We start from the raw sequence: 22,339 nt of genomic DNA on the forward strand, positions 1-22,339 counted from the left end.
ACCTAGATTTGCAATACTCGGGTAGAACTACAATCGTTTTACCCTATTGCCGCGCATAACCTAAAGCCACACAGAGAGTTTGTACCAAGCATAAAGTCGAATTCAGTGACCGAAACCCTCGCACATCGGCTTCACGCACAATGAGCACATGATCAGCGACTTGAGTGTGGGGACATAACTCGCTGTCGGTGATCAGAATAATTTTCGCACCTTTATCGCGGGCAAAATGTACCGCTTCGGTGGTGGTGTTGGCATAAGGATTGAAGGTAATAGCGACTAATACTGAATCAGCACTGATCCATTTCATTTGCTCCGGTGCCATTGAACCTTGCCCATCCACCACATGGCAGCGCACATCAATTTGACTCAAGGTATAGTCCATATACACCGCCGCAGGATACATACGGCGCACACCACAAATAAATACCTCAGTGGCGGTCGCTAAGGCTTGCACCGCTTGATTGAGCACCTCAGGTTTAATCTGCTGTTGCAATAAACCCAAAGCTAAACTATTCCCCTCCGCAAAATCATGTAAGAGTAAAGTCGGTGTAACCTCACCCTTACCCTCGACCTTTTTTAATTGGCTAATACGCTCACGATAATTACTCGGGTGGTCAATGATTTGGTTCTTATACAGGCGTTGCACCTCCGAAAAACCATCAAACCCAAAATAATTAGCAAAACGCACCAAGGTTGAAGCATGTACCCCCGCTTTTTCAGCGATTTCAGCGAGGGTATTGAAAGCAATTTGTTGCGGATGTTCGACCAAATACACTGCCACTAATTTGAGGCGTGCACTTAAATTTGGCTGCTGTGCGACGATTAAAGCATGCAAAGCCTCCACCGTCTGTGGCAAAGCAGGTGGCTCGAGAGTTTGGGTCGAGGACAAGGCGGAACTCATATTAATCATCCTTAGTTAATGCAACTCGTTACCTCTTTGCCCTCTCTCCTAACGCTGAGGGTTAGGAGGGAAACGCAAACTGCACTTGCTCACGCACCGCTGAAGAGGGCCAGCGTTGGGTAATGGTTTTGCGGCGGGTATAAAAACGTACACTGTCAGGGCCATAAGCCGATAAATCACCAAATAACGAACGCTTCCACCCACCAAAACTATGATAAGCAACCGGTACAGGCAGGGGTACATTAATCCCTACCATCCCGACCTGAATATGATCAGAAAAATAACGTGCGGCCTCACCGTCACGAGTGAAGATGCAAGTGCCATTGCCATACTCATGCTCATTAATTAGCTGCATCGCGGCTTCCATACTCTGGGCACGCACCACTTGTAGTACTGGCCCGAAGATTTCTTCCTTGTATGACAACATACTCGGTTTGACATGATCAATCAGCGTTGCCCCGACATAGAAACCTTGCTCATAACCAGCCACTTGAACTTGGCGACCATCGACGATAATGCTAGCGCCGTCTTGCTCAGCACTATCAATATAGCCTTTCACTTTTTCCTGATGCGCTCGAGTAATCAAAGGGCCAAAATCATTGCTGCTATCTGAATAAGGCCCTGTACGGAGCGCTTGCATCGCGGCCGTCATTTTCTCAACCAATTGATTCGCCGCCTTATCACCGACCGCTACCACCACTGATAAAGCCATACAACGCTCACCGGAAGAACCAAAGGCTGCACCGACTAATTGCGCGACTGCATTATCCATATCCGCATCTTCGAGGACAATAGCATGGTTTTTTGCTCCACCTAAAGCTTGGCAGCGCTTACCGTTTTTGGTCGCCGTTGAATAAATATATTCAGCAATCGGGGTAGAACCGACAAAGCTGACGGCTTGTACACGCGGATCATGTAATAGGGTATCGACCGCCTCTTTATCACCATTCACGACATTCAACACCCCCGGCGGTAAGCCCGCTTCTTGTGCCAATTGCGCAATCAATAGCGTAGAACTCGGGTCACGCTCAGACGGCTTCAAGACAAAGGTATTGCCACAGATAATCGCCGCAGGATACATCCACAAAGGTACCATCGCCGGGAAATTAAATGGGGTAATGCCTGCCACCACACCCAAGGGTTGGAATTCACTCCATGAATCAATGCCAGGCCCTGTATTCCGGCTATGTTCGCCCTTTAAGAGTTCAGGGGCATAGCAAGCGTATTCAACATTTTCAATCCCACGTTGCAATTCGCCACCTGCATCATGGGAAATTTTGCCATGCTCCTCGCCAATCAGTTGGTTAATCGCTTTGGCATTCTGCTCGAGCAATTCTTTGAAACGGAACATAATGCGTGCACGTTTCGCGGGCGGTGTATCACGCCAAGCCGGAAAAGCAGCCTGAGCCGCAGCAATGGCAGACTCCACTGTTGCTTTTGAGGCTAAGGCTACTTGTTTACTCACCTCACCGGTGGACGGGTTATACACTGGCTGAGTACGGCCGGTGTCTTCACGTAATTCGCCATTAATCAAATGCCCAACCGTTTTCATCCTTAAATCCTCAGATAATGCTGTACAACCACAAATAGAATATTTATTACAAAATAATAATAAATTAGAATAAAAATTGCAAATTTCAACTGACTGTTTATAGTAGCAGAGCACTCATTGAATGTGAAAATCTACACTAATGACATTGATACTGAATAGCTGGCTATCTCAGACTTAACTACCTAGCTGAAGCCCATTAACCTAAACCCATTAGCCTAATTTAACTTAAATCGTCCCGCCTAAAGACGCCGATAAATCAGCCAATTCGCGCCCACCCGCCATCAAGTCTTGTAACTCATCGGCACGAATTTCACCCTTCAATGCGGTACCTAAAGTGCGCCCCCGATTCAACACAGTAAAGCGATCCCCCACGGCCAGCGCATGACGCACATTATGAGTAATGAACACGACACCAATACCCGATTTGCGGACCTTATCAATGGTGGCAAGGACATTGGAGGTTTGCCGCACGCCTAAAGCAGAAGTTGGTTCGTCCAGAATCAAAACCTTAGCGCCAAAGTAAACAGCACGGGCAATCGCTACGGTTTGACGCTCCCCGCCTGAGAGCGTACCCACTGCTTGATTAGGCTCACGTAAATTAATGCCCATTTTGGACATTTCCGTCATCGTGACTGCATTCGCTTTATCAAAATCTAAACTTTTAAATGGCCAAATACCTTTGCGTGGCTCACGTCCCATCCAGAAATTACGGGTCACTGACATTAAAGGAATCATCGCAAGGTCTTGATACACTGTCGCAATCCCTGCTTCCATCGCATCGCGGGGGCTTTGGAAGGTCACCTCTTTACCACTGATCAGCATCTTGCCTTTAGTCGGTTTATGTACTCCCGACATGGTTTTAATAAAAGTTGACTTACCCGCACCATTATCACCCAACAAGCAATGGCATTCGCCGGGGTAAACTGCAATCGACACACCTGCTAAGGCAATCACGGCACCGAAATGCTTTTCAATCTCCACCATTTCGAGGATGGCGGGTGTACTTGTACTCATGGTGCACTCCTTAACGTGAAGACATGGCTTGGCGACGTACCCAATTATTGAGTAGCACAGCGATTAACAAAATCGCCCCCATAAACACTTGAAACCAATCTTGGTTAATATTGGTGTAGGTAATGCCAATCTGCACCATACCGAAAATCACTGCACCGATCATTGCACCAATCGCTGAACCATAACCACCCGTGAGTAAGCAACCGCCAATAACCGCTGCAATAATCGCATGGAATTCTTTTAATAAACCACGGCTGGCATCGGCCGTACCAAACTGCAACACCGTAATAATGGCGACTAAAGTGGCTGCCATTGCGGTAAAAATAAAGAGCATAATTTTCACGCGGGCGACCGGAACACCCACATTGCGCGCTGCATTAGGATCACCCCCAGCGGCAAAAATCCAGTTACCAAAGCGCGTTTTATTCAGTAACCAAGAAGCAGCTATCGCCAAAATCACAAACCAAATAATCTCAACTGGAACGCCTTGAACTTTAGGTGCTCCATTTTTAAAGGTTTCAATTAAGCCCATACTGGCTAACCATGCAAATAAACCTTCAAAAGCATTACCCGAGAAAATCTCCACTAGCCAACTATCCCCAGCCGCTTCGGGAATACCACGTAATTGCGTAGTACCTGTGGCTAATTTCAAACTGACTAAGGTCAAACCACGCAAAATAAACAAGAAGGCTAAAGTGACAATAAAAGAAGGCAAGCCCGAACGCAGTACAATAAAACCATTGATCGCGCCAAAGGCTATCGACACAGCAAAGGCAAAAAGAATACTGACCCCCAACGGCCAACCCCACAAAACCAGTGGAATACCTAAGGCAATGCCTGCAAAGGCAATCATCGAACCGATGGATAAATCAAATTCGCCACCCACCATCAATAAAGCTGCAGCCACAGCTAAAATACCAAGCTGGGCGGCAGGCTGCATAAAGTTCATGAACCCGGCTAGGGAGAACATGCTCGCATCGGCATAAATAGCGAAAAACAAGACAATCGCAATGAGGCCTGCAATCGCACCCACCTCAGGGCGTTGTAAAATGGATTTGAAAAAACTGACTTTTGCAATACGTTCGTCAGTTGCAGACGCCGAAGGTGGCGGAGAAGCTTGGGGCGTACTCATAGGCTTAGACCTCGCACATCCTGCTCAGGCCTAGGCCGAGCAGGACGGGTGATACTGGTTAAAACGCTTACCTTAAGCAAGCAAACACGATTAGCGAATACCTTTAGCCGACAGCTCAACGACTTGAGCCGCTTTGTCTTTGGTGACTAGATTCGGGCCAGAAGGTACATTGCCACCGGGCATTAAACCAAAACGGGCATAATTGGCAAGGAAGGTCACTGGCAAATAGCCTTGTAGATATTGCTGCTGATCAATACAGAACGCTGCTTTACCTTCCGCCACCGCTTTCAGGAAATTAGCCGACATATCGAAAGTACCAACATGAATCTTGCCTGTTTTCCCGACCTCTTCAATCGCTGCTAAAGTTGGCTCACCTGCCGTACTTGCACCTAAAGCTAGAATCGTATCGACATCGGTTGCTTTTTCTAAAGCAGCCCGCACCTTTGCTTTAACATCAGCGGGGTCATTGCTGGTTGGAATGACTTCTACCTCACCAAAGCCTTCTTTAAAACCTTGGCAACGTTGGTCTAATGCGACATTACCCACTTCTTGGTTAACACATAAACCTTTTTTGCCGCCCATTTCCTTGAGCTTTTCACCCGCTTTTCTACCTGCCACTAACTCTTCTTGACCCACATGCAATAAAGCCCCGAGCTTAGCCGAGGCCTCCACACCGGAGTTCATCGAAATTACCGGAATCCCCGCTTTCACGGCCTTTTCAATCGAAGCCCCTAAGGCTTGAGCATCTGGGATAGAAACAATTAAGCCCGCTGGCTCTTGATTCACCGCTGCATCAATCAGTGCGGACATTTCTACCATATTAAAGGTTTCAGGGGCGCGATAATCCACCTTGACACTCATATCCTTGCCCGCAGCTTCTACCCCATTTTTTACGACTGTCCAGAAAGGGTCATTGGCCTGACCGTGTGAGACCACAATGATATTAATATCATCGGCTGCCATCACCGTTGGTGAGGCAATAGCCAGTACTAACGCGATAGATTTAAATAAACTTCTCATTAATTTCTCCTCCAAAATTTAGAGCGATGCCCGCCATGTAGATGAGGCAATGCATTGAGTTCAGCCCATCTGATCTCAGAATATGTTTTCTATATTTTTATGTCAATGAAATATTCATTCCAAATTTAAGAAAAATGACGTAACCCCACCGAAAAATTGCCTCAACAATTTATCAAGGATCACTAAATGATAGTTTGCTTGCACTCAAGTCTAGACTTAACTTGGAATTTGCCCTTAAAGAAGTGACTCAAACCCAATCGGCACTTATACAGCACCACGCTGCTGATAGGATAAGTTCAGATGCAAACAAAACCCTTCAGCTAATTTTCTGAGGTGATTTTTATAAAATCTTTGCTCGCTAATTTTGTTGACTGAAGTCTCGTGAAGTATTGACACGCAGGTCTTGCATAGGTGATTCGGAAGGAATCTTCCGAAGAACCAATCGAGTACTCTCTAAAAAACTTTAAGCGTCCTTGCGCTGCTCAAACTTATAGATATATTCCCAATAACAATAAGCCGCCGCGCCCGTGGCAATCATTGCCCAAAAAGTATTTTGCCCATACCACTCAAAAGCAGCCCAAGCAGTACAAAATGCTGTAATAGCAACCCGTCGCCATTTGGGTTGGAAAAAGTCGCGGTCACGTTCGCTAATCATAGTTGAATGAGTTCCTGCCTAAAAAGTTTGAGGTTAAATCTAAGATACTACATTTCGATCTACCAGACATTTGATTTGGTTTTATTCATTTAAGAGCAAACTAGACCTCTTGCGAAAATAATTATCCCCCAATCATCCGATTAACAAGAGCGGCGATCAACCGTAAGCGTAGCTCAAACCGCTGTCGCCGTCCTCGGTAAACCCCCTTCAGAATCCGAAAAATTTTCAGTGCGCGAATCCGATGCTCCACCTTGACCCGAACCTTGGCCAACCGCTGATTGAACTCCATTTGCTCCGGCTCTAAGTCTCGACCCAGCGGCTTTTTGAACGGCATAACCACAGAGCATCCCTCGACCCTGAACCCCACATAGCCCAGATCCACCGCACAGACGCTACCCGCCGGAAGATGATGAGCGTGGCGGCGAGCTAAGCAGAGGTCATGTTCTTGCTCTGCCGAGGTCGCCACCTCTAGAATGCATCCCTGCTGTTCCTCGATCAAAAGCTGAAATTTCAGTGTATGGGTGTGCTTCTTTCCACGGTAGTGAGCCGCTTGTTTTTTTGGGGACGTTCAATCGGTACTTCACTCGCATCCAATAGCACACCCCGTACTCCTTCCCTAGAGGCCGTTTGGGCTAAGCTTAACACCCCCGACGCTTCCAAGCGGGTTTCAACCCGCTTCACGATGCGCTGGGCAGTCGATTCATGGACCTGATAGCTCAAACCTAAGTGGAACAACGTGCGGTACTCTCGCCAGTAACCTAGGGTCAATAATAGTTGATCCTCTAGGCTTAACGGGCTGGGGCGACCGGACTTCTTCTTCGTCAACTCGCCTGCTTTGAGCACCTCCAGCAGTTCGTGAAAGAGCGGCAGGGGGATTCCTACTCCGCGTTTGAACGCCGAGGGGGATAGGGTTTTCAGGGTTAGGTAGTTCATGCTTAACCTTATAGGCGAGAATGGCTACTTTCGCAAGAGGTCTATTATTTCAATTAGTTATAAAAGGGCATTAGGGAAAACATGTGATTTCACTGAGTAACTGTGTGAAATCACGCAACTCCTATCATAATTTTTGATAGACCCAACTCTTCACACATCCCGCGTCCTGAACTCGCTATAACCCTCATAGAAATAGCTAACATCAATACCCTTCATAAACAACTCACGATCATTAATTTTATCGGTCAAAGCCGCTTTCAACAGCACTTTAATCTCTACATCCTTCACCACGCTACGCTCCATCGCCGACAGATACTCCCCCTTATCCACCGCATTCCAGTCAATAACCTGCTTAATACCTGCCTTCAACATCAAATCCAGCCAAATCCGCGTAGCACGCCCATTCCCTTCCCGAAACGGATGCGCCACATTCATCTCTACATATTTTTCGATAATCGCATCAAAATGGTCATGCGGCATACGGCTGATGTATTGCAGCGATTGTTCCAGATACATCAGCGGCGCAAAGCGGAAGTTGCCCTTGGCAATGTTCACATCACGCAACTTGCCCGCAAACTCATAAATGTCACCAAACAAATAGGCGTGAATCTGCGCCAACCCCTGGAATGTGCCCACCTCAATCTGGTTGATCTCACCGCTATCAAAAAGCTGTTTGGCTTTTTGCTTGCTGATTTTTTCTTCCGTTTTGTTCAGTTCAATCTGGTCGGTAATACCCAGTTTGTTGGCTAACAGCATGTTATATAATCCTTGCTCTTACGTGTTTAAGCCGGAAACACCCCCGTCGAAATATACCGGTCCCCACGATCACAGATAATCGTCACTATGGTAGCCTGCTCTAATTCTTGAGATAAGCGCAAAGCTGCCGCCATCGCGCCCCCGGAAGAGACTCCGCAGAAAATACCTTCTTCCACTGCTAAACGCCGCATCATGGTTTCCGCTTCGACTTGAGTGACATCCATTTCTAGATCAACACGCTGAGCCTCAAAGATTTCAGGTAAATATTCCGCTGACCAGCGCCGAATTCCCGGAATCGCATCTTGCTGAGTGGCAGGGCGCACTCCTACAATTTGAACGTTTGGATTTTGTGATTTTAAATAGCTACCCGTCCCCATGATAGTTCCCGTTGTCCCCATCGCACTGACAAAATGTGTAAGGCTACCTTGAGTCGCCTGCCAAATTTCTGGCCCAGTACTGAGCAGATGCGCAGCAGGATTGTCAGCATTCGCAAACTGATTTAAGACCTTGCCTTTACCCTCGCGCTCTAATTGCAAAGCTAAATCGCGTGCCCCCTCCATGCCACCTTGCTCTTTACTAACTAACAATAACTCAGCGCCATAAGCCTTCATGGAGGCACGCCGCTCCATACTCAGATTGTCGGGCATCAGCAAGATCATTTTATAGCCCTTAATCGCGGCTACCATCGCTAAAGCAATGCCGGTATTACCGCTGGTGGCTTCAATTAAAGTATCCCCCGGTTGAATCTCTCCGCGTCGCTCAGCTTGCAGAATCATATTTAAAGCCGGGCGATCCTTAACCGAACCGGCTGGATTATTTCCCTCTAATTTGGCCAATAAAATATTGGTGGTCTGACCGGGTAAGCGCTGTAAGCGTACCAAAGGGGTATTACCAATAAATTCTTCGATGGTGGGGTAAAGCATGATGATTATCCTAGTAAAATCACGAAAGCGACCGCATATTCGCGCTCATCTGCAATTGAGACTTGAATGCTGGTTACGCCTAATTGCTTGGCGGTGGCTAAGCTGGTCCCGTGTAAATGGATGATTGGCTGGCCTAACTCAGTATGACGGGTTTCAATCTCCACAAAACTAGCAGCCTGACCTATCCCTGTACCTAAGGCCTTAGCGACCGCTTCTTTGGTGGCAAAGCGCTTAGCTAGCCAAGCCGCTGGTTGATGAATCTGAGCCAAGTAGGCGAGTTCATGGGGATGCAAAATCCGCTCAATAAACCGCTCAGCTTGGCGCTCTAATAAACGGTCAATCCGCGCTATTTCGACAATATCCGTGCCAATTCCTAGAATCCGCATGACTCTGCTATCACTCTATTTCAACTCACTCAATAATTGGCGAGCATATAAGGTTTTACCTTTCAATAATACTCGCCAACAGCGATCTAAAACCCTGCGTAGTTCACGCCAAGCCGGTAAAGCCATCTGCTCTGGCGCACGTAAAGCTAGCAGTAGAGTGCCGGAAATCAGTGTATCATGCGGCTCAGCCACTAACGTATGAGCCGCCACTAAGCCTAAATCAGGGCGGAAGCAATAGCTCAGCGCGGCTTGAATCTCCAGTCCAGTTTGATCATCCTGCCAAAGATTGAAGCTATAACCACAGTGCACTAATAACTCTAGTTCTAACAGCATCACGGCAGGTAGATTTTCACCCGCTTGTAGGGTGGATAAAACTTCACGATAGCGCTGGAAAAGCTCAGGTAGGGCTTGCTGAGTTTGGAAGTTGCGTAAGAATAATTCATTCAGATATAAGCCTTGTATCAAAGCCCCTTGCTGCAAACGATAACGGCCTTTTTCCTCAGTCTGAGTGAGTGTGAAAACCTCACCACGCCCGACCCAGCTCGCATCAAGTAAGCGAAATGGCTCTAACATACCTTTAATGCGGGCTGCCTGTTTTTTAGAGTAGCGGGCGACTGCGCTAATGCGTCCTTCATCTTGCGTGAATAAATCGAGCAACAGGCTATTATCGCGAAAATTATTCCGCCGCAAGACGAAAGCAGGCTTCACAGCCCCACTCCGCTTAAAGCGAGGATACCTAAAATAGCGAAAATGGCAGCCGCAACGCCGTGAATCAGTTTGATCGGTAAGCGATGTGCTAACTGATCACCGATAAAGACCGCTGGCACATTGGCAAGCATCATCCCTAAAGTAGTACCTGCTACGACTGCGACTAAAGCTTGGTATTGAGCGGCTAAAGCCACCGTCGCCACTTGGGTTTTATCGCCCATTTCAGCAAAAAAGAAAGCGATCAAAGTAGTCACAAACACACCAAAACGCGAGGCTTTCACATTCGCATCTTCTTCATCCAACTTATCTGGAATGAGCATCCAGACTGCCATTGCCAAAAAACCCAAGCCCAAAATCCAACGCAAGGCATTCGGTCCTAAGACTGAAGTCAACCAAGCCCCGACTGCACCAGCCAACGCATGATTGAGTAAAGTCGCCAACAAAATCCCTAAAATAATCGGCCAAGGCTTACGAAACTTAGCGGCCAATACCAGCGATAATAACTGGGTTTTATCCCCCATTTCAGCCAGTGCAACAATTCCTGTTGAAATTAAAAAAGCTTCCAAATTAGACACTCCCTATTCACCAGCCCGAGTGTACTGACTAGTAGGCTGAATGCCAATCGTGTTTAAACACAGATTTAGACACTGATTTTTTGAACACTCATTGGAGCATCTATGACGGGTGACTTAGTTGGCTGTTGGAGCTTTTCTGGAAATAACCGCTTGACTACCAGAAAAAATAACGGCGCAAAGAAAATACCGAAAATAGTCGCTGCGATCATGCCACCCAATACGCCCGTGCCGACAGCATGCCGACTACCCGCCCCCGCACCACTACTAAATACTAACGGCAATACCCCTAAAATAAAGGCAAACGAGGTCATTAAAATCGGCCGTAACCGAATCCGCACTGCTTCTAAAGTCGCTGGAATTAAAGCATAACCTTGCAGCAGTAAATTACGCGCAAATTCAACAATCATAATCGCATTCTTAGCCGCCAGACCGATGGTGGTTAATAAACCCACTTGGAAATACACATCATTATTTAAGCCTCGTAGCTCAGTCGCCATGACAGCGCCCAAGATACCAAGGGGTACAACTAAAATTACCGCAAATGGAATCGACCAACTTTCATACAATGCAGCCAACGCTAAAAACACCACGAGAACCGATAAGGCATATAATAAGGGCGCTTGCGCTCCCGATTTGGCCTCTTGATAGGATAAACCGGTCCATTCAAAACCAATCCCCTCCGGTAGTTGGCCAACTAGCTCCGCCACAATCTGCATGGCTGTCCCTGAGCTTACCCCCTCAACCGGTGCACCAGTGACCTCCACAGCACTAATCCCATTGAAGCGCTCTAATAGTGGAGGCCCTTTAGTCCATTGTCCTTTCGAGAAACTAGAAAAAGGCACCATATCGCCCGCTGCATTGCGCACAAACCAACGGTCCAAATCTTCAGGCATCATCCGGCTTGCCGCCTCGCCTTGCAGATAAACCTTTTTCACCCGCCCACGATCAATAAAATTACTCACATAAGAACCACCCCACGCTGTCGATAAGGTATCGTTAATGGTATTAATCGAGATTCCCATCGCACTGGCTTGCAACACATCAATGTCCACCTGATATTGACTGCTATCATCCATGCCATTCGCACGTACCGCCGTTAAGCGCGGATCTTGCGAAGCCGCTTTAAGAAACTGATCTCTTGCTTGCATTAAAGCTTCATGCCCTAAACCTGCTCGATCTTGAATCTCCACCGAGAAACCCGCCGAATTCCCTAAGCCACGTACAGCCGGTGGCGCGTTCACCACCACTCGCGCCTCTTGAATGGTACGGAGTTTACCCGAGGCACGCTTAGCTATCGCTTGAGCCGTCTGATCAGGGCGTTTACGCTGATCCCAATCGACTAACCGCACAAACAACCGCGCTACATTTTGCGCATTGCCTGCTGTCCCGACACCCCCAACGGCCATGACCGCTTTGAGTACATCCTTTTCATTTTCTAAAAAATACTTCTCTACTTTAGCCACCACTTTTAAGGTATTTTCTTGGGTAGAACCGGGCGGCAACCGTACTTGCACAAACAAAGTACCTTGATCTTCATCGGGTAAAAACGAGGTCGGTAAGCGCACAAATAAATAACTCATCAAACCGATGATTAATACGTAAATCAGTAAATAACGTGCTGGCTTATTTAACATACCACCGACCATGCGCTGATAACGCTGACTGCTACGGCTAAAGCCACGATTAAACCAGCCAGCCCAACCTTTTTTGTCCTGAGCATCGCTCGCTTTTAATAAGGAGGCACACAGGGCGGGGGTGAGAATCAAGGCAACTCCTACTGATAAGGTGATGGCTGACACCAAGGTGATTGAAAACTGTCGATAGATCACCCCAGTTGAACCACCAAAGAAGGCCATCGGTACAAACACCGCTGCCAGCACGAGGGCAATACCAATTAAAGCCCCAGTAATTTGCTGCATCGACTTACGGGTCGCCTCACGCGGGGATAAATGCTCGTCATGCATTAAACGCTCGACATTTTCGACCACGACGATCGCATCATCTACCAATAAGCCAATTGCCAAGACCATCGCAAACAAAGTCAGGGTATTAATCGAATAGCCAAAAATATTCAAGATTGCCAGCGTACCCAACAGCACAATCGGCACGGTAATCGCCGGAATTAAGGTGGCACGAAAACTTTGGAGAAAAATAAACATAACGATGAAGACTAAAACCATCGCTTCGGCTAAGGTAACAAGTACACCTTGAATAGAAATTTTAATAAAAGGTGAAGCATCATACGTAATAATTGCAGTTAAACCGGGTGGGAAATAAGCTTCAAGCTCCTTGAGCTTCGCTTTAACGGCCTCGGCTGTGGTCAGTGCATTCGCACCACTGGCTAACGTCACCGATAACCCCCCCGATGCTTGGCCACCGATTCTTGATACCACATCATAACTTTCGCTGCCCAGCTCCACCCGCGCAAGATCCGCAAGGCGCACTACTCCGCCCGTGGTATTAGCCTTGACCGTAATCGCATTGAATTGCTCTGCGGTTTGCAAGGTGGATTGAGCCGTGACCGTGACATTCATCGGTTGATTGGGCAGTGCAGGCGTGCCACCTAATTGCCCCGCTGAAATTTGGGTATTTTGTGCTTGAATCGCCGCTTTCACCTCCGTAGTGGTGACTTTATACATACTCATTTTTAAGGGATCGAGCCAAATACGCATGGCATAGGGCGCCCCAAAAATTTGGGTATTGCCTACCCCCTCGACCCGACTAATCGGATCTTGAATCTGAGTGGTAATATAATCGGCAATCTCCGTTTGGCTCATCTGCCCGTTCGTCGAGGTGAAGCCAATAATCTGTAAAAAGCCACTCGAGCTTTTACTGACTCGCGTCCCTTGTTGTTGGACAGCAGCCGGTAACTGCGGTAAGGCTAACTGCAGTTTATTTTGCACCTCCACTTGAGCTAAATCAGGATCAGTATCCGCTGAAAAGCTCAAATCCACCCGTGCACTCCCTGAGGAGCTACTGGTTGAGCTGATATATTGCAGACCATCCAGCCCTGTCATTTTTTGTTCAATAATCTGTGTGACTGAATCCTCTACTGTTTTTGCCGAAGCCCCGGGATAAGACGCCGACACCGAAATAGTCGGGGGTGCAATATCAGGATATTGAGCAACCGGCAGTTGGGGAATGGATAAGACCCCGGCTAGCATGACAATAATCGCCAGCACCCAAGCAAATATTGGTCGGTCAATAAAGAATAAAGACATCTTAGCCTGCTACCCAGAATCTATAATCAAGATAGTGTAAGACTTTGCGTCACAGTGCTCAAACAGCAGCTATTTTCCTAAGGCATGGAGTAAAACCTGCAGATTATTTCTTAGCCCTAGGTTGCCCCTCACCGCATTTGTGCCTAATATCCAGCATGGCAACCTAACTAGGACTCATCATAATGGCAACTAGCTATCCCACTCCGACTGTGAAAGAGCGTTGGGCTTGGGCTTTTTATGATTGGGCTAATTCGGCGTTTATTACTACCGTCATGGTTGCTTTTTTCCCGATTTTTTTTCGTAACTATTGGGCCAGCGAACTCCCCTCTGAAGAAGTCACCCTACATTTAGGTACAGCCAATGCCTTAGCCAGTTTATCGGTGATGCTTTTAGCACCGTTTTTAGGCGCAATCGCCGACCGAGGGGGCATTAAAAAACCGCTGATGGCGGTCTTTGTGGTTTTAGGTGTCTGTGCCACCTTACTGTTGACCGTGATTGGGCAAAATCAATGGCAATGGGCGATGTTTGCCTTCGTACTCGCGGTAGTGGGCTTTTTGGGAGCGAATATTTTTTATGATTCGCTGCTAGTCGATGTGGCTGAGGAAAAAGATTTTAATCGCGTGTCTGCTTTAGGCTATGGTTTAGGCTATCTAGGGGGAGGCCTCCTCTTTTCGCTCTGTGTGCTCATGAGTTTACACCCTGAATGGTTTGGTTTAGCCGATAGCAGCAGTGCAGTACGTTGGTCTTTTGGCGTGACCGCTGTCTGGTGGGCAGGATTTTCGATTCCACTGTGGCTGCTGGTTCATCAAAAGTCCGGCAACAGCGCACTTCCCCGACCCGCCTTAGGTCGTTTACTGGTTGAGGGCTGGCAAGATTTTATGGATACCTTCCGGCATATTCGCCAGCTCAAGTCGGTTGGTTTATTCTTACTGGCTTATTGGTTCTATATTGATGGGGTGGATACCATCATCGTCATGTCGGTGGACTATGGACAAACCTTAGGTTTACCCGAAACTAGCTTAATTACCGCCTTATTAATTACCCAATTTATCGCCTTTCCAGCGGCCATCTTGTTTGGTTTTTTAGGGAATAAAATTGGTGCTAAACGTGGGATTTTAGTCGGCCTAGCCGCTTATATGGTTATTACCTTGGGTGCTTCGCAGATCGTATCGGTGAACGGCTTTTATGCCCTAGCACTCTGTGTAGGCTTAGTGCAAGGGGGAGTACAAGCACTCAGCCGCTCTTTATATGCCAGCCTCATTCCTGCTGAGCAAGCCGCTAAGTTCTTTGGCTTTTATAATATGCTTGGCAAATTCGCCGCAGTCTTAGGGCCTTTATTAGTCGGCTGGTTTGGTGTTTTAACGGGATCATCACGCTTAGGTCTATTAGCTGTGCTAATCTTATTTATTATAGGTGGCATTTTATTATGGCGGGTGCCGCTACCTAAGCGATCCTAAACCAGCACTAAAAACTAAAATTCAGCCATCACTACTTAAAATTATTTATTAAAAAAATGAAATTGACGGAGATCACTAATGATTCAATTTGAATTAATTCAAGCGTGGGAAAGTGTTGAGCGGATGTTTGCAGTCGTGACCTTTGATCCCCAAGGTCATATTCTCGACCTGAATCCATTATTTCTTAGCACGATGGGTTATAGCAGTAAAGAAGAATTAGTCGGCCAACACCATCGTATGTTCTGTTCACAGGCTTATGCCGCCTCTCAAGATTATTTAGTCTTCTGGACGAAACTCGCCGCTGGTGAGCGAGTGAGTGGAGCTTTCCGGCGCGTTCTCAAAGACGGTAATGAGATCTTTCTGTATGCCGAATATGCGCCTATCCGCGATGAGTCGGGTCAGGTTATCAAAGTCCTGAAAGTAGCACAGAATGTGTCTCGAATCGCTGAAGGGATGGCCCGACAGTTAGGCATCAACCCTAAACTGGCAGATCGTTTAATGAGTATGGAACTACAAAAAAACCCGACCGCCTTGGGGAGTGGACAGAATGCGGGACTAAATTAATGCTATTTTTAGCGGAAGGCTGGTATGATTCTTATCTAAATCCAAGTCTAACCCATCACTCATCACCGCTATGAAACAAACTATTCAACGCTTTTTAGCTTTAGAATCAGCCAGTGGCATTCTATTAGTCATTGCTGCTGTATTAGCTATGCTTGTGGTTAATTCACCGTTGAAAGACTGGTATGAACTCCTGCTCAATACCCCAGTTGCCGTACAAATTGGCGCTTTAAAAATCGCCAAGCCGTTGTTGCTTTGGGTAAATGATGGCCTGATGGCTTTATTCTTTCTAACCGTTGGCTTAGAAATTAAACGCGAAGTAGTCGACGGTGAACTCTCTGATTTATCCAAGGCGGCTTTACCCGTGATCGCAGCCATTGGCGGTATGCTGGCACCTGCCTTGGTTTATGCTCTGATCAATTATGACGATTCGCAAGCCATGCGTGGCTGGGCGGTACCCACTGCTACTGATATTGCCTTTGCTTTAGGCGTTTTATCGCTGTTAGGAAAACAAGTACCGGCAAGTTTGAAACTATTTTTGCTAACCCTCGCCATTGTTGATGACTTAGGCGCCATTGTGATTATTGCCGTGTTCTATACCACCCAGCTTTCGGCTTTATCTTTAAGTGTGGCCGCAGGTGCTTTGCTGGTCTTATTCATCTTAAATCGCCGAGGTGTCTTATCGCTGACACCGTATTTATTAGTGGGTCTGGTAATGTGGATTGCTGTTTTAAAATCGGGGGTACATGCCACCTTAGCGGGGGTATTACTGGCCTTTTTTATTCCACTACGTGCTCCTGAAGACAGCGAGCATACCTTGGCTGAGCGTTTAGAGCATGATTTACATGGATCCGTCGTTTATGTCATTTTGCCACTGTTTGCTTTTATGAACACAGGTGTTTCTTTAGCCGGACTTTCCTTCCATTCTATCTTAGAACCCATTCCTTTAGGCATTGCCGCAGGCTTATTTATAGGTAAGCAATTAGGTATTTTTGGTGCTTGCTGGTTAGCAATTAAACTCAAGCTAGCTCAGTTACCGACTGGGGTAGGATTTTGGGAATTATACGGTGTCGCTATTTTAGGTGGCATCGGTTTTACGATGAGCTTGTTTATTAGCTCACTGGCCTTTCAGCAAGAAGGTGAAGCTTTGGTCACGAATGATCGCTTAGGAATTTTAGTCGGCTCTATTTTATCGGCAGTGATCGGTTATCTCGTATTAAAATGGCGGCTGACACGCCACCCTTAAGTCACTGATTAAGCTAATATAACACGCAACCCCGCAGCCCAATACATCAATCACTCAAGGCTGCGTGGTTAGCGAGTCAATTAATTTAATTAATTTGAGGTAAATGCATTCGCTAAAGTTTGAAACTCTTGGTCAGCCCGCGAATTATACTCTTGGAACTGCCGATATTTTTTATAGGCAGCATTTAAATTTTCTAAGGCACTTAAGCGTAAGGCTTGTAAAATAACCAAATCCAATTCGCTACGCATGGCAGTTAATAATTGTGGCAAATTTTGCCGATCAGTTTCCACTGCGGCTTGCATTTGCTGCAACTTAGCCAATAAAGACTCATGATGAGAGCCTTGGAGCAGCTCTTTTAATTCTGCAAATTCGGTTGCAAGCTGAGCTTCATCAGCGGGGACAGCGATAGGATTCGCCTGTTGTGCAGCTAGTTGCGTTAATATCTCTTGCAACTCTTGCTGCGCCACCCCAATGGCATGTTTATGTAGATTCAGCTTGCTACGTAATTCTTGTTGTGCCTGTTTGGCGCGCATAATCGACGCGGCCAATACCTGATAAGAATAGCCTAACCGTTTTAATAATTGCAGCTCCTCATCCTCAGGCAAGGCCACTGCTTGCACCAGCTCAGCCGCATTAGAGTGAGAGTTAGAATTAGAATGATGGGAAGTTTCATTAACCCAGCCCGGATTAGGCGGTGAATACAGTTCAGATGCAGTCATTGTTTAGCCCTTGATATAATAATTATGACATGACAAGTTATAAATTTAATTTATCTTAAAAGGTTTTGAGTTCAGGTGCAAATCTTAAGGTTGAACGACTCAGCCGAATTCAATCACCCGTTTCAAATCCTCCTTTTTAACCCTATCCGCTGAGCTTAAAGCGTACTGGCAATTGCACGATGGAAGGTATCGGCTTGCCGTCTCGCTGAGCTGGCATAAATGACCAGCTACGAACGGCTTTGAGCGCTGCTGCATCTAGACTGGCATTACCAAGGATTGATAGAGGCGCACCGCCGACACTCCCAGCAAAGTAAGAAGGCGACCACAGTGAGTCTGATTTTTTGCATATCCAGTGCTCACGGATAGAGCCAAATTCTTGTTTCAATTTTCAGCTAGACTCATTGAATACGTTGCCCCGATATTTAGTGATAAAAATTAAATGGGCGTGCAGCATGATGCTTTGAATTTAAGCTTATTAGGCCGCTATAACCAAGCAGCCTTGATTATCATGGATAAAGTGGGCTGGAAATAAACTATAAATCCAGCATTAATTTCAAGGGTTTACGCATACCCGCCACTTTACAGGCTTGCTGTGCATAACCCCTTGGAAACAAAGTATATAAATACTTGCGAGTCGCCTTTTCTGCGCCCCACTGTTCTTTCATAAACTTCAGCACTTTACGTGCTTCGGGGACACTGGCATGTTGCTCAAAATAATCGCGCACAAACCAAACAATTTCGCGTGGCTCACCCAGCAATTCGACTTCAGCCTCAGCGGCTAAGACTTCGGCAAGGGCTTCTGACCAATCCTCAGGATTGAGCAGATAGCCTTCATTATCGCGGGGGATGGAAGTGATAGAGTTGGGTCTAAGGTTTAGATCTTGCATGACTAGCTCCTAGTACACTCTGAAGCTTTCAGCATACTCAGCCCTTAACTCCAGCTATATCTTCCTCAAGAGATAGAGAGCTTGCCTGCTTTTGCTTTAGGAGCACCAAATACCGATGCAGCATTTCCGTCGCCAAGCCATGCAATACCAACCGAAACCCAGCTTTTAAAGTGGAGTGTGGGACTAAAGGATGACGATTATTCACCAACATCACCGGCAAAGGATCATTGAGAATTTTCCCCACATACAGCGCCATCGTTTCATCCAGTTGCAAAGAATTCACTGAGCGCCAAAAATCATTATCCGTTAAGAAGAGCTGAAAAATGGGTGTATATAACTCAATCGCGGTTTGAATATCCAGCTTATTAAATGCTGTCGTCGGTATCTCCCGAATCGGGAAAGCACCCTCGGTAATCGCCGAGAAATTCAACCGCTTAGGAGCAATAATCTCGCGCCCTTGTACTTTCAAAGCTAGATTCAACTGGGTAATAAAATTAAATAAGTTTAAATCATGCTTTAAAAAAGCCTCATCACTGAGTTCGTCTAAGGTCTGAAAGCGCATAAAATGTAGGGGAGGAATTTCAATCCCGGGCAAATTGTCCAAGATAAAGCGCTGAATCTCACTACCCAAGGTAAAATGGCGCAAGATAAAAGTATTGGCTTGAGGACTGACGAAGTTTTTTAACCCCCAAACAATCGTTTTATGTAAAGCCACAGACTGCCGCCATTGTGGTAACAGCGTTTTAAGCAATTGATTAAAAATAATCATAGCTCGTGCAAGGGGACGCACTATCGGCAACAGATATTGACGACTTTTGCGGCTACTATCTATTAACCAAGCTTGTTTAACTTCAGGTGACAACGGGGTGAGCGTATCGACATACAAGGTATACCAAGGGTTAGGGTCATCGGGATTATCCTGCCAGTTTGACCAATCAGAGGGCGCTTTCACAAAATATGCTCCATTTGTAATTGATATAACCGGGCGACATCGCTAGCAGTACGGATAATTTCCCGTTGAGTGGCTGCACCCCCCACCTCTAACGCCAATTGCAGCGCCAACAACCAACGCGCTAAATGCTGCTCATCATTTTCACCATGATATTTTAAAAACCGATAGCAACGCTCTGGTAAGTTAAGCTGCTGTTTTACCAAGGGTAATAACCACGGTACTATCCGCTGCCCTGTGCCTTCAATAATATAAATCCCACCAAGCAAACCCAAGGGATTCGAGTTTTTTGCTTGGCGATACATATAACTATTTAGCGCCTCACCGCCAGCATTACGCTGCAATTGATCCAGTGTTTGCGCCTTTCCCCCTGCAGCTTGGTAATCCTCAAACAGGATCTGGAAATCAAATTGCTCATCATTGGCATGCTCAGTGATGAGTTCTGCCAAACCTTGATACGGCTCATCCAAATGCGCTATCGCTTCCCGCATCCACAAACTGCCTTCGCGTACTTGCGGAATCCATTGCGCCATCCACGCCACATAATCGCTGGGTGTGAGTTGCCCTGCATTAATTCTTTCCACTAAGGGAGTACGCCAGATTTGCGAGCGGAAATGATGCCAAATCGCCGCTAATGCTAATAAAGTACTCTGAACTTGCGGATTCATGCCTGCGGTTAGCGTGGCAGGGGGTGGCGGTAAACTGTGATTAGGAATGGGAATGGATCGGGTAGCACTAGTAATCGTTTTTAAATCCACCACTTCCAGCAGGAAATAGCTCACCGTAAACCGCCCTGATTCAGGCACAAAAGCAAAAATTTTCTGCCCCAGTTTGGGCGTTTGCGTCGCTAACCACTCCGATAGCATAATAAAAATCGAGGCAGCTCCGGTATTACCACAGGTTTTGAGATTACTAAACCATTTTTCGCGGGCGATGCCTAAACCCGCTTGCTCCATCATCGACTCACAGGTCTTACCCAAAGCTTCTGAAGAGTAATGACATAAAAACACATCCACTTCAGTCGGCTTGACCCAACCACCTTGCACTAGGCCCGCATACTCATGTACCGCGACCTCAAATAGATTCGGCAATAAACGCAAATTCTGGCGCAAAGCAAAATGCCCCGCCGCTTCAGCTTCCGCGAGGGAGGGAAAATCCAAATAGGAAGCTTGTGCACTATACTCGCTAGTCACATCCTGCTCTTTGGCACGATGGCTGCCCTGCCCTAATTGCATACACACTGGATAATCGCCAGAAAAGGATTTCGTATGTATCCACTGGAGCTTTAAGGCTAAACCGCCTTGTGCTAGAGCATTTTTTGCAGCCTGCGTTAAGACTTGTGCACCCTTAGCAAGCAATACCGCACCTGCACCATCCGATAGCATCCAACGCAAAAACTGTGACTCAAAATCAACCTGCGTTTGACGAGCAAAGCGTGAACGCTTAAAGATGCGTGAGGGCATCTCCGCTGCCACCACCACAGCCATACCTCGCTCGGGGTTTTGCGCTAGCGACTGCGCCGCATCTTTCAACGCCAAAACACTGGATGCACACACGCCTTGATGACTATGCACCTCCATTGGCGGGGCATGCAAAGCCCCCTGAATCATATTCCCCAACCCCGGTATGCTCACATCCCCCCCCGAACTTGCCGCGATTAATACATCAATCGCCTGCAAGCTTACTTGCGCTTGCTGCAAACAGGCTTGGATGGATTGACAGGCTAAATCCGTGTGGCTCATCGTCGTTTGCCCGTCTTGATCAATGGCGTAATAGCGGGTTTGAATCCCATTTTCGCCCAAGACGCGCTGCTTAATCCGGCGTGAATACTGATCCAGTGGTGCGACATAAGCGTCGATTTGCTGATTATTAATTGGCTCACCGGGTAGGTAATGACCCGCTGTTAATAGATAAATATCATCAAATAAGGTGGGAGCAATCATGGCTTTAGGATTCTAGTTATGTGAAGCAACTTAGAGTAAACAAGTGCGGTAAAGACAACAAGAATGCAATCAAGAAGTTGCATGGCGTAAGACTGAGCGTAGCATTCAATGATTCAATCAATCATTGATTCAACAGTTATCGCTGCATTAGACCCAAGACCCTGTAACGACAGCACTACCGTTCCTCTCTTCCTCGAAAGCTACCGTACATCGCCTGTACACCCGTTTGATAGTCATCTGAACGCACCCAGCTCAATAGCCTGCCGAGCAACGCTTTAAGCTGCTCCACTTCCGCAGGCTCGAGGGGTTGTAGCAGTAAAGCTTCGGCTGCATCGGATAGCTCCCGTCCGAGTTGGCGGCAAGTTTTGCCCGTATCCGTGGTAAACAAACCATAACGACGTGCATCCTCGGTGTTATTCACCCGCAAAATCAAAGTTTTTTCTAATAAACTACGAATCAAACGCGAGACTAAGCTGCGATCTAAGCCTGATATACGCATGATTTCATTAAACTCGATCCCCGGATGATCATCAATCAGGCGCAGTATCCGCATTTCACGAATATTGCAGCCTAGTTTTTCTACAAACAGCGGATCATTCGCACTGATCGCATTATTCGCTAGCGTCTCCAGTCGGTAGGTTAAACGGCTATTTTTGAATACTTTGTCCTTGTCGATTGTCATCATCACGCATCATGCCTTGCCAAAATTTTTATTGAATATAGCAATTTGTTAGAGTAACTGACTAGACAAATTAGTTTCAATTTGAGATTATCTCTAAATGAGAATTTATTGAAGCACTT

The 22,339-nt window shown here is 46.7% G+C and carries 23 protein-coding genes; 3 read left to right on the forward strand and 20 right to left on the reverse strand.

Annotation, left to right across the window (positions count from 1 at the left end; translation table 11 throughout):
• Positions 1–43: 43 nt before the first annotated feature.
• The 14 genes from B5D50_RS04535 to B5D50_RS04600 all read right to left on the reverse strand — a co-directional run bounded on the left by B5D50_RS04535 (position 44) and on the right by B5D50_RS04600 (position 13,776).
• Entirely contained in the window at positions 44–901 is an 858-nt protein-coding gene (locus B5D50_RS04535) for a MurR/RpiR family transcriptional regulator (RefSeq protein ID WP_159448570.1), read from the reverse strand.
• Positions 902–962: 61 nt separating this feature from the next.
• Entirely contained in the window at positions 963–2,453 is a 1,491-nt protein-coding gene (locus B5D50_RS04540; protein WP_078921397.1) for a CoA-acylating methylmalonate-semialdehyde dehydrogenase, read from the reverse strand.
• Between the two features lie 225 nt (positions 2,454–2,678).
• Entirely contained in the window at positions 2,679–3,467 is a 789-nt protein-coding gene (locus B5D50_RS04545; protein ID WP_078921398.1) for an ATP-binding cassette domain-containing protein, read from the reverse strand.
• A 10-nt stretch (positions 3,468–3,477) separates the two neighbouring features.
• Positions 3,478–4,599 (reverse strand): ABC transporter permease, encoded by a 1,122-nt coding sequence (locus B5D50_RS04550; RefSeq protein WP_078921399.1) that lies wholly within the window; start codon positions 4,597–4,599, stop codon positions 3,478–3,480.
• A 90-nt stretch (positions 4,600–4,689) separates the two neighbouring features.
• The gene (locus tag B5D50_RS04555) at positions 4,690–5,619 is read right to left on the reverse strand and encodes a sugar ABC transporter substrate-binding protein (RefSeq protein WP_078921400.1); all 930 of its coding nucleotides are present in this window, start codon (positions 5,617–5,619) and stop codon (positions 4,690–4,692) included.
• 463 nt (positions 5,620–6,082) lie between these two features.
• Complete coding sequence (locus B5D50_RS04560) at positions 6,083–6,274, reverse strand: hypothetical protein (RefSeq protein ID WP_078921401.1); 192 nt, start codon at positions 6,272–6,274, stop codon at positions 6,083–6,085.
• 121 nt (positions 6,275–6,395) lie between these two features.
• Positions 6,396–6,788 (reverse strand): transposase family protein, encoded by a 393-nt coding sequence (locus B5D50_RS04565; protein ID WP_078921402.1) that lies wholly within the window; start codon positions 6,786–6,788, stop codon positions 6,396–6,398.
• A complete protein-coding gene (locus B5D50_RS04570; RefSeq protein ID WP_078921403.1) occupies positions 6,785–7,207 on the reverse strand; it encodes a transposase family protein in 423 nt (140 codons plus the stop codon). The genes B5D50_RS04565 and B5D50_RS04570 overlap by 4 nt, the downstream gene beginning before the upstream one ends.
• Before the next feature lie 150 nt (positions 7,208–7,357).
• The gene (gene fic / locus B5D50_RS04575; RefSeq protein ID WP_078921404.1) at positions 7,358–7,963 is read right to left on the reverse strand and encodes a protein adenylyltransferase Fic; all 606 of its coding nucleotides are present in this window, start codon (positions 7,961–7,963) and stop codon (positions 7,358–7,360) included.
• A 26-nt stretch (positions 7,964–7,989) separates the two neighbouring features.
• Positions 7,990–8,886, reverse strand: a complete 897-nt coding sequence (cysM, locus tag B5D50_RS04580; protein ID WP_078921405.1) for a cysteine synthase CysM — start codon at positions 8,884–8,886, stop codon at positions 7,990–7,992.
• Positions 8,887–8,891: 5 nt separating this feature from the next.
• Positions 8,892–9,272, reverse strand: coding sequence for a holo-ACP synthase (acpS, locus tag B5D50_RS04585; RefSeq protein WP_078921406.1), 381 nt, complete (start codon positions 9,270–9,272; stop codon positions 8,892–8,894).
• A gap of 15 nt (positions 9,273–9,287) precedes the next feature.
• Positions 9,288–9,980 carry a DNA repair protein RecO gene (gene recO, locus B5D50_RS04590; RefSeq protein WP_078921407.1) on the reverse strand — a complete coding sequence of 231 codons (693 nt, stop codon included), beginning with the start codon at positions 9,978–9,980 and terminating at the stop codon, positions 9,288–9,290.
• A complete protein-coding gene (locus B5D50_RS04595) occupies positions 9,977–10,546 on the reverse strand; it encodes a TMEM165/GDT1 family protein (protein ID WP_078921643.1) in 570 nt (189 codons plus the stop codon). Before B5D50_RS04595 ends, recO begins: the two co-directional genes overlap by 4 nt.
• Positions 10,547–10,620: 74 nt before the next feature.
• On the reverse strand, positions 10,621–13,776 hold the full coding sequence (locus B5D50_RS04600) for an efflux RND transporter permease subunit (protein ID WP_078921408.1): 3,156 nt from the start codon (positions 13,774–13,776) through the stop codon (positions 10,621–10,623).
• Positions 13,777–13,958: 182 nt separating this feature from the next.
• Between B5D50_RS04600 and B5D50_RS04605 the strand changes: the two genes are divergently transcribed.
• The 3 genes from B5D50_RS04605 to nhaA all read left to right on the forward strand — a co-directional run bounded on the left by B5D50_RS04605 (position 13,959) and on the right by nhaA (position 17,040).
• Positions 13,959–15,233, forward strand: coding sequence for an MFS transporter (locus tag B5D50_RS04605; RefSeq protein WP_078921409.1), 1,275 nt, complete (start codon positions 13,959–13,961; stop codon positions 15,231–15,233).
• A gap of 78 nt (positions 15,234–15,311) precedes the next feature.
• Positions 15,312–15,797 (forward strand): PAS domain-containing protein, encoded by a 486-nt coding sequence (locus B5D50_RS04610; protein ID WP_078921410.1) that lies wholly within the window; start codon positions 15,312–15,314, stop codon positions 15,795–15,797.
• A gap of 70 nt (positions 15,798–15,867) precedes the next feature.
• Positions 15,868–17,040: a Na+/H+ antiporter NhaA gene (gene nhaA / locus B5D50_RS04615; RefSeq protein ID WP_078921411.1), complete on the forward strand. Its 1,173-nt coding sequence runs from the start codon at positions 15,868–15,870 to the stop codon at positions 17,038–17,040.
• A gap of 89 nt (positions 17,041–17,129) precedes the next feature.
• On the opposite strand, the gene B5D50_RS04620 is transcribed toward nhaA, so the two are convergent.
• The 6 genes from B5D50_RS04620 to B5D50_RS04645 form a co-directional block, all read right to left on the reverse strand.
• Positions 17,130–17,759, reverse strand: a complete 630-nt coding sequence (locus B5D50_RS04620) for a hypothetical protein (protein ID WP_078921412.1) — start codon at positions 17,757–17,759, stop codon at positions 17,130–17,132.
• 142 nt (positions 17,760–17,901) lie between these two features.
• Positions 17,902–18,144: a TonB family protein gene (locus B5D50_RS20460; protein ID WP_078921413.1), complete on the reverse strand. Its 243-nt coding sequence runs from the start codon at positions 18,142–18,144 to the stop codon at positions 17,902–17,904.
• 148 nt (positions 18,145–18,292) lie between these two features.
• Complete coding sequence (locus B5D50_RS04630) at positions 18,293–18,646, reverse strand: TusE/DsrC/DsvC family sulfur relay protein (protein ID WP_078921414.1); 354 nt, start codon at positions 18,644–18,646, stop codon at positions 18,293–18,295.
• 37 nt (positions 18,647–18,683) lie between these two features.
• Positions 18,684–19,598: a DUF6999 family protein gene (locus B5D50_RS04635; protein WP_078921415.1), complete on the reverse strand. Its 915-nt coding sequence runs from the start codon at positions 19,596–19,598 to the stop codon at positions 18,684–18,686.
• Complete coding sequence (locus tag B5D50_RS04640) at positions 19,595–21,538, reverse strand: 3-oxoacyl-[acyl-carrier-protein] synthase III C-terminal domain-containing protein (protein ID WP_078921416.1); 1,944 nt, start codon at positions 21,536–21,538, stop codon at positions 19,595–19,597. The genes B5D50_RS04635 and B5D50_RS04640 overlap by 4 nt, the downstream gene beginning before the upstream one ends.
• Before the next feature lie 175 nt (positions 21,539–21,713).
• The gene (locus tag B5D50_RS04645; RefSeq protein WP_078921417.1) at positions 21,714–22,223 is read right to left on the reverse strand and encodes a MarR family winged helix-turn-helix transcriptional regulator; all 510 of its coding nucleotides are present in this window, start codon (positions 22,221–22,223) and stop codon (positions 21,714–21,716) included.
• Between the last annotated feature and the right edge of the window lie 116 nt (positions 22,224–22,339).

It is taken from the genome of Thiothrix eikelboomii, assembly GCF_900167255.1.
GTDB classification, from domain to species: domain Bacteria; phylum Pseudomonadota; class Gammaproteobacteria; order Thiotrichales; family Thiotrichaceae; genus Thiolinea; species Thiolinea eikelboomii.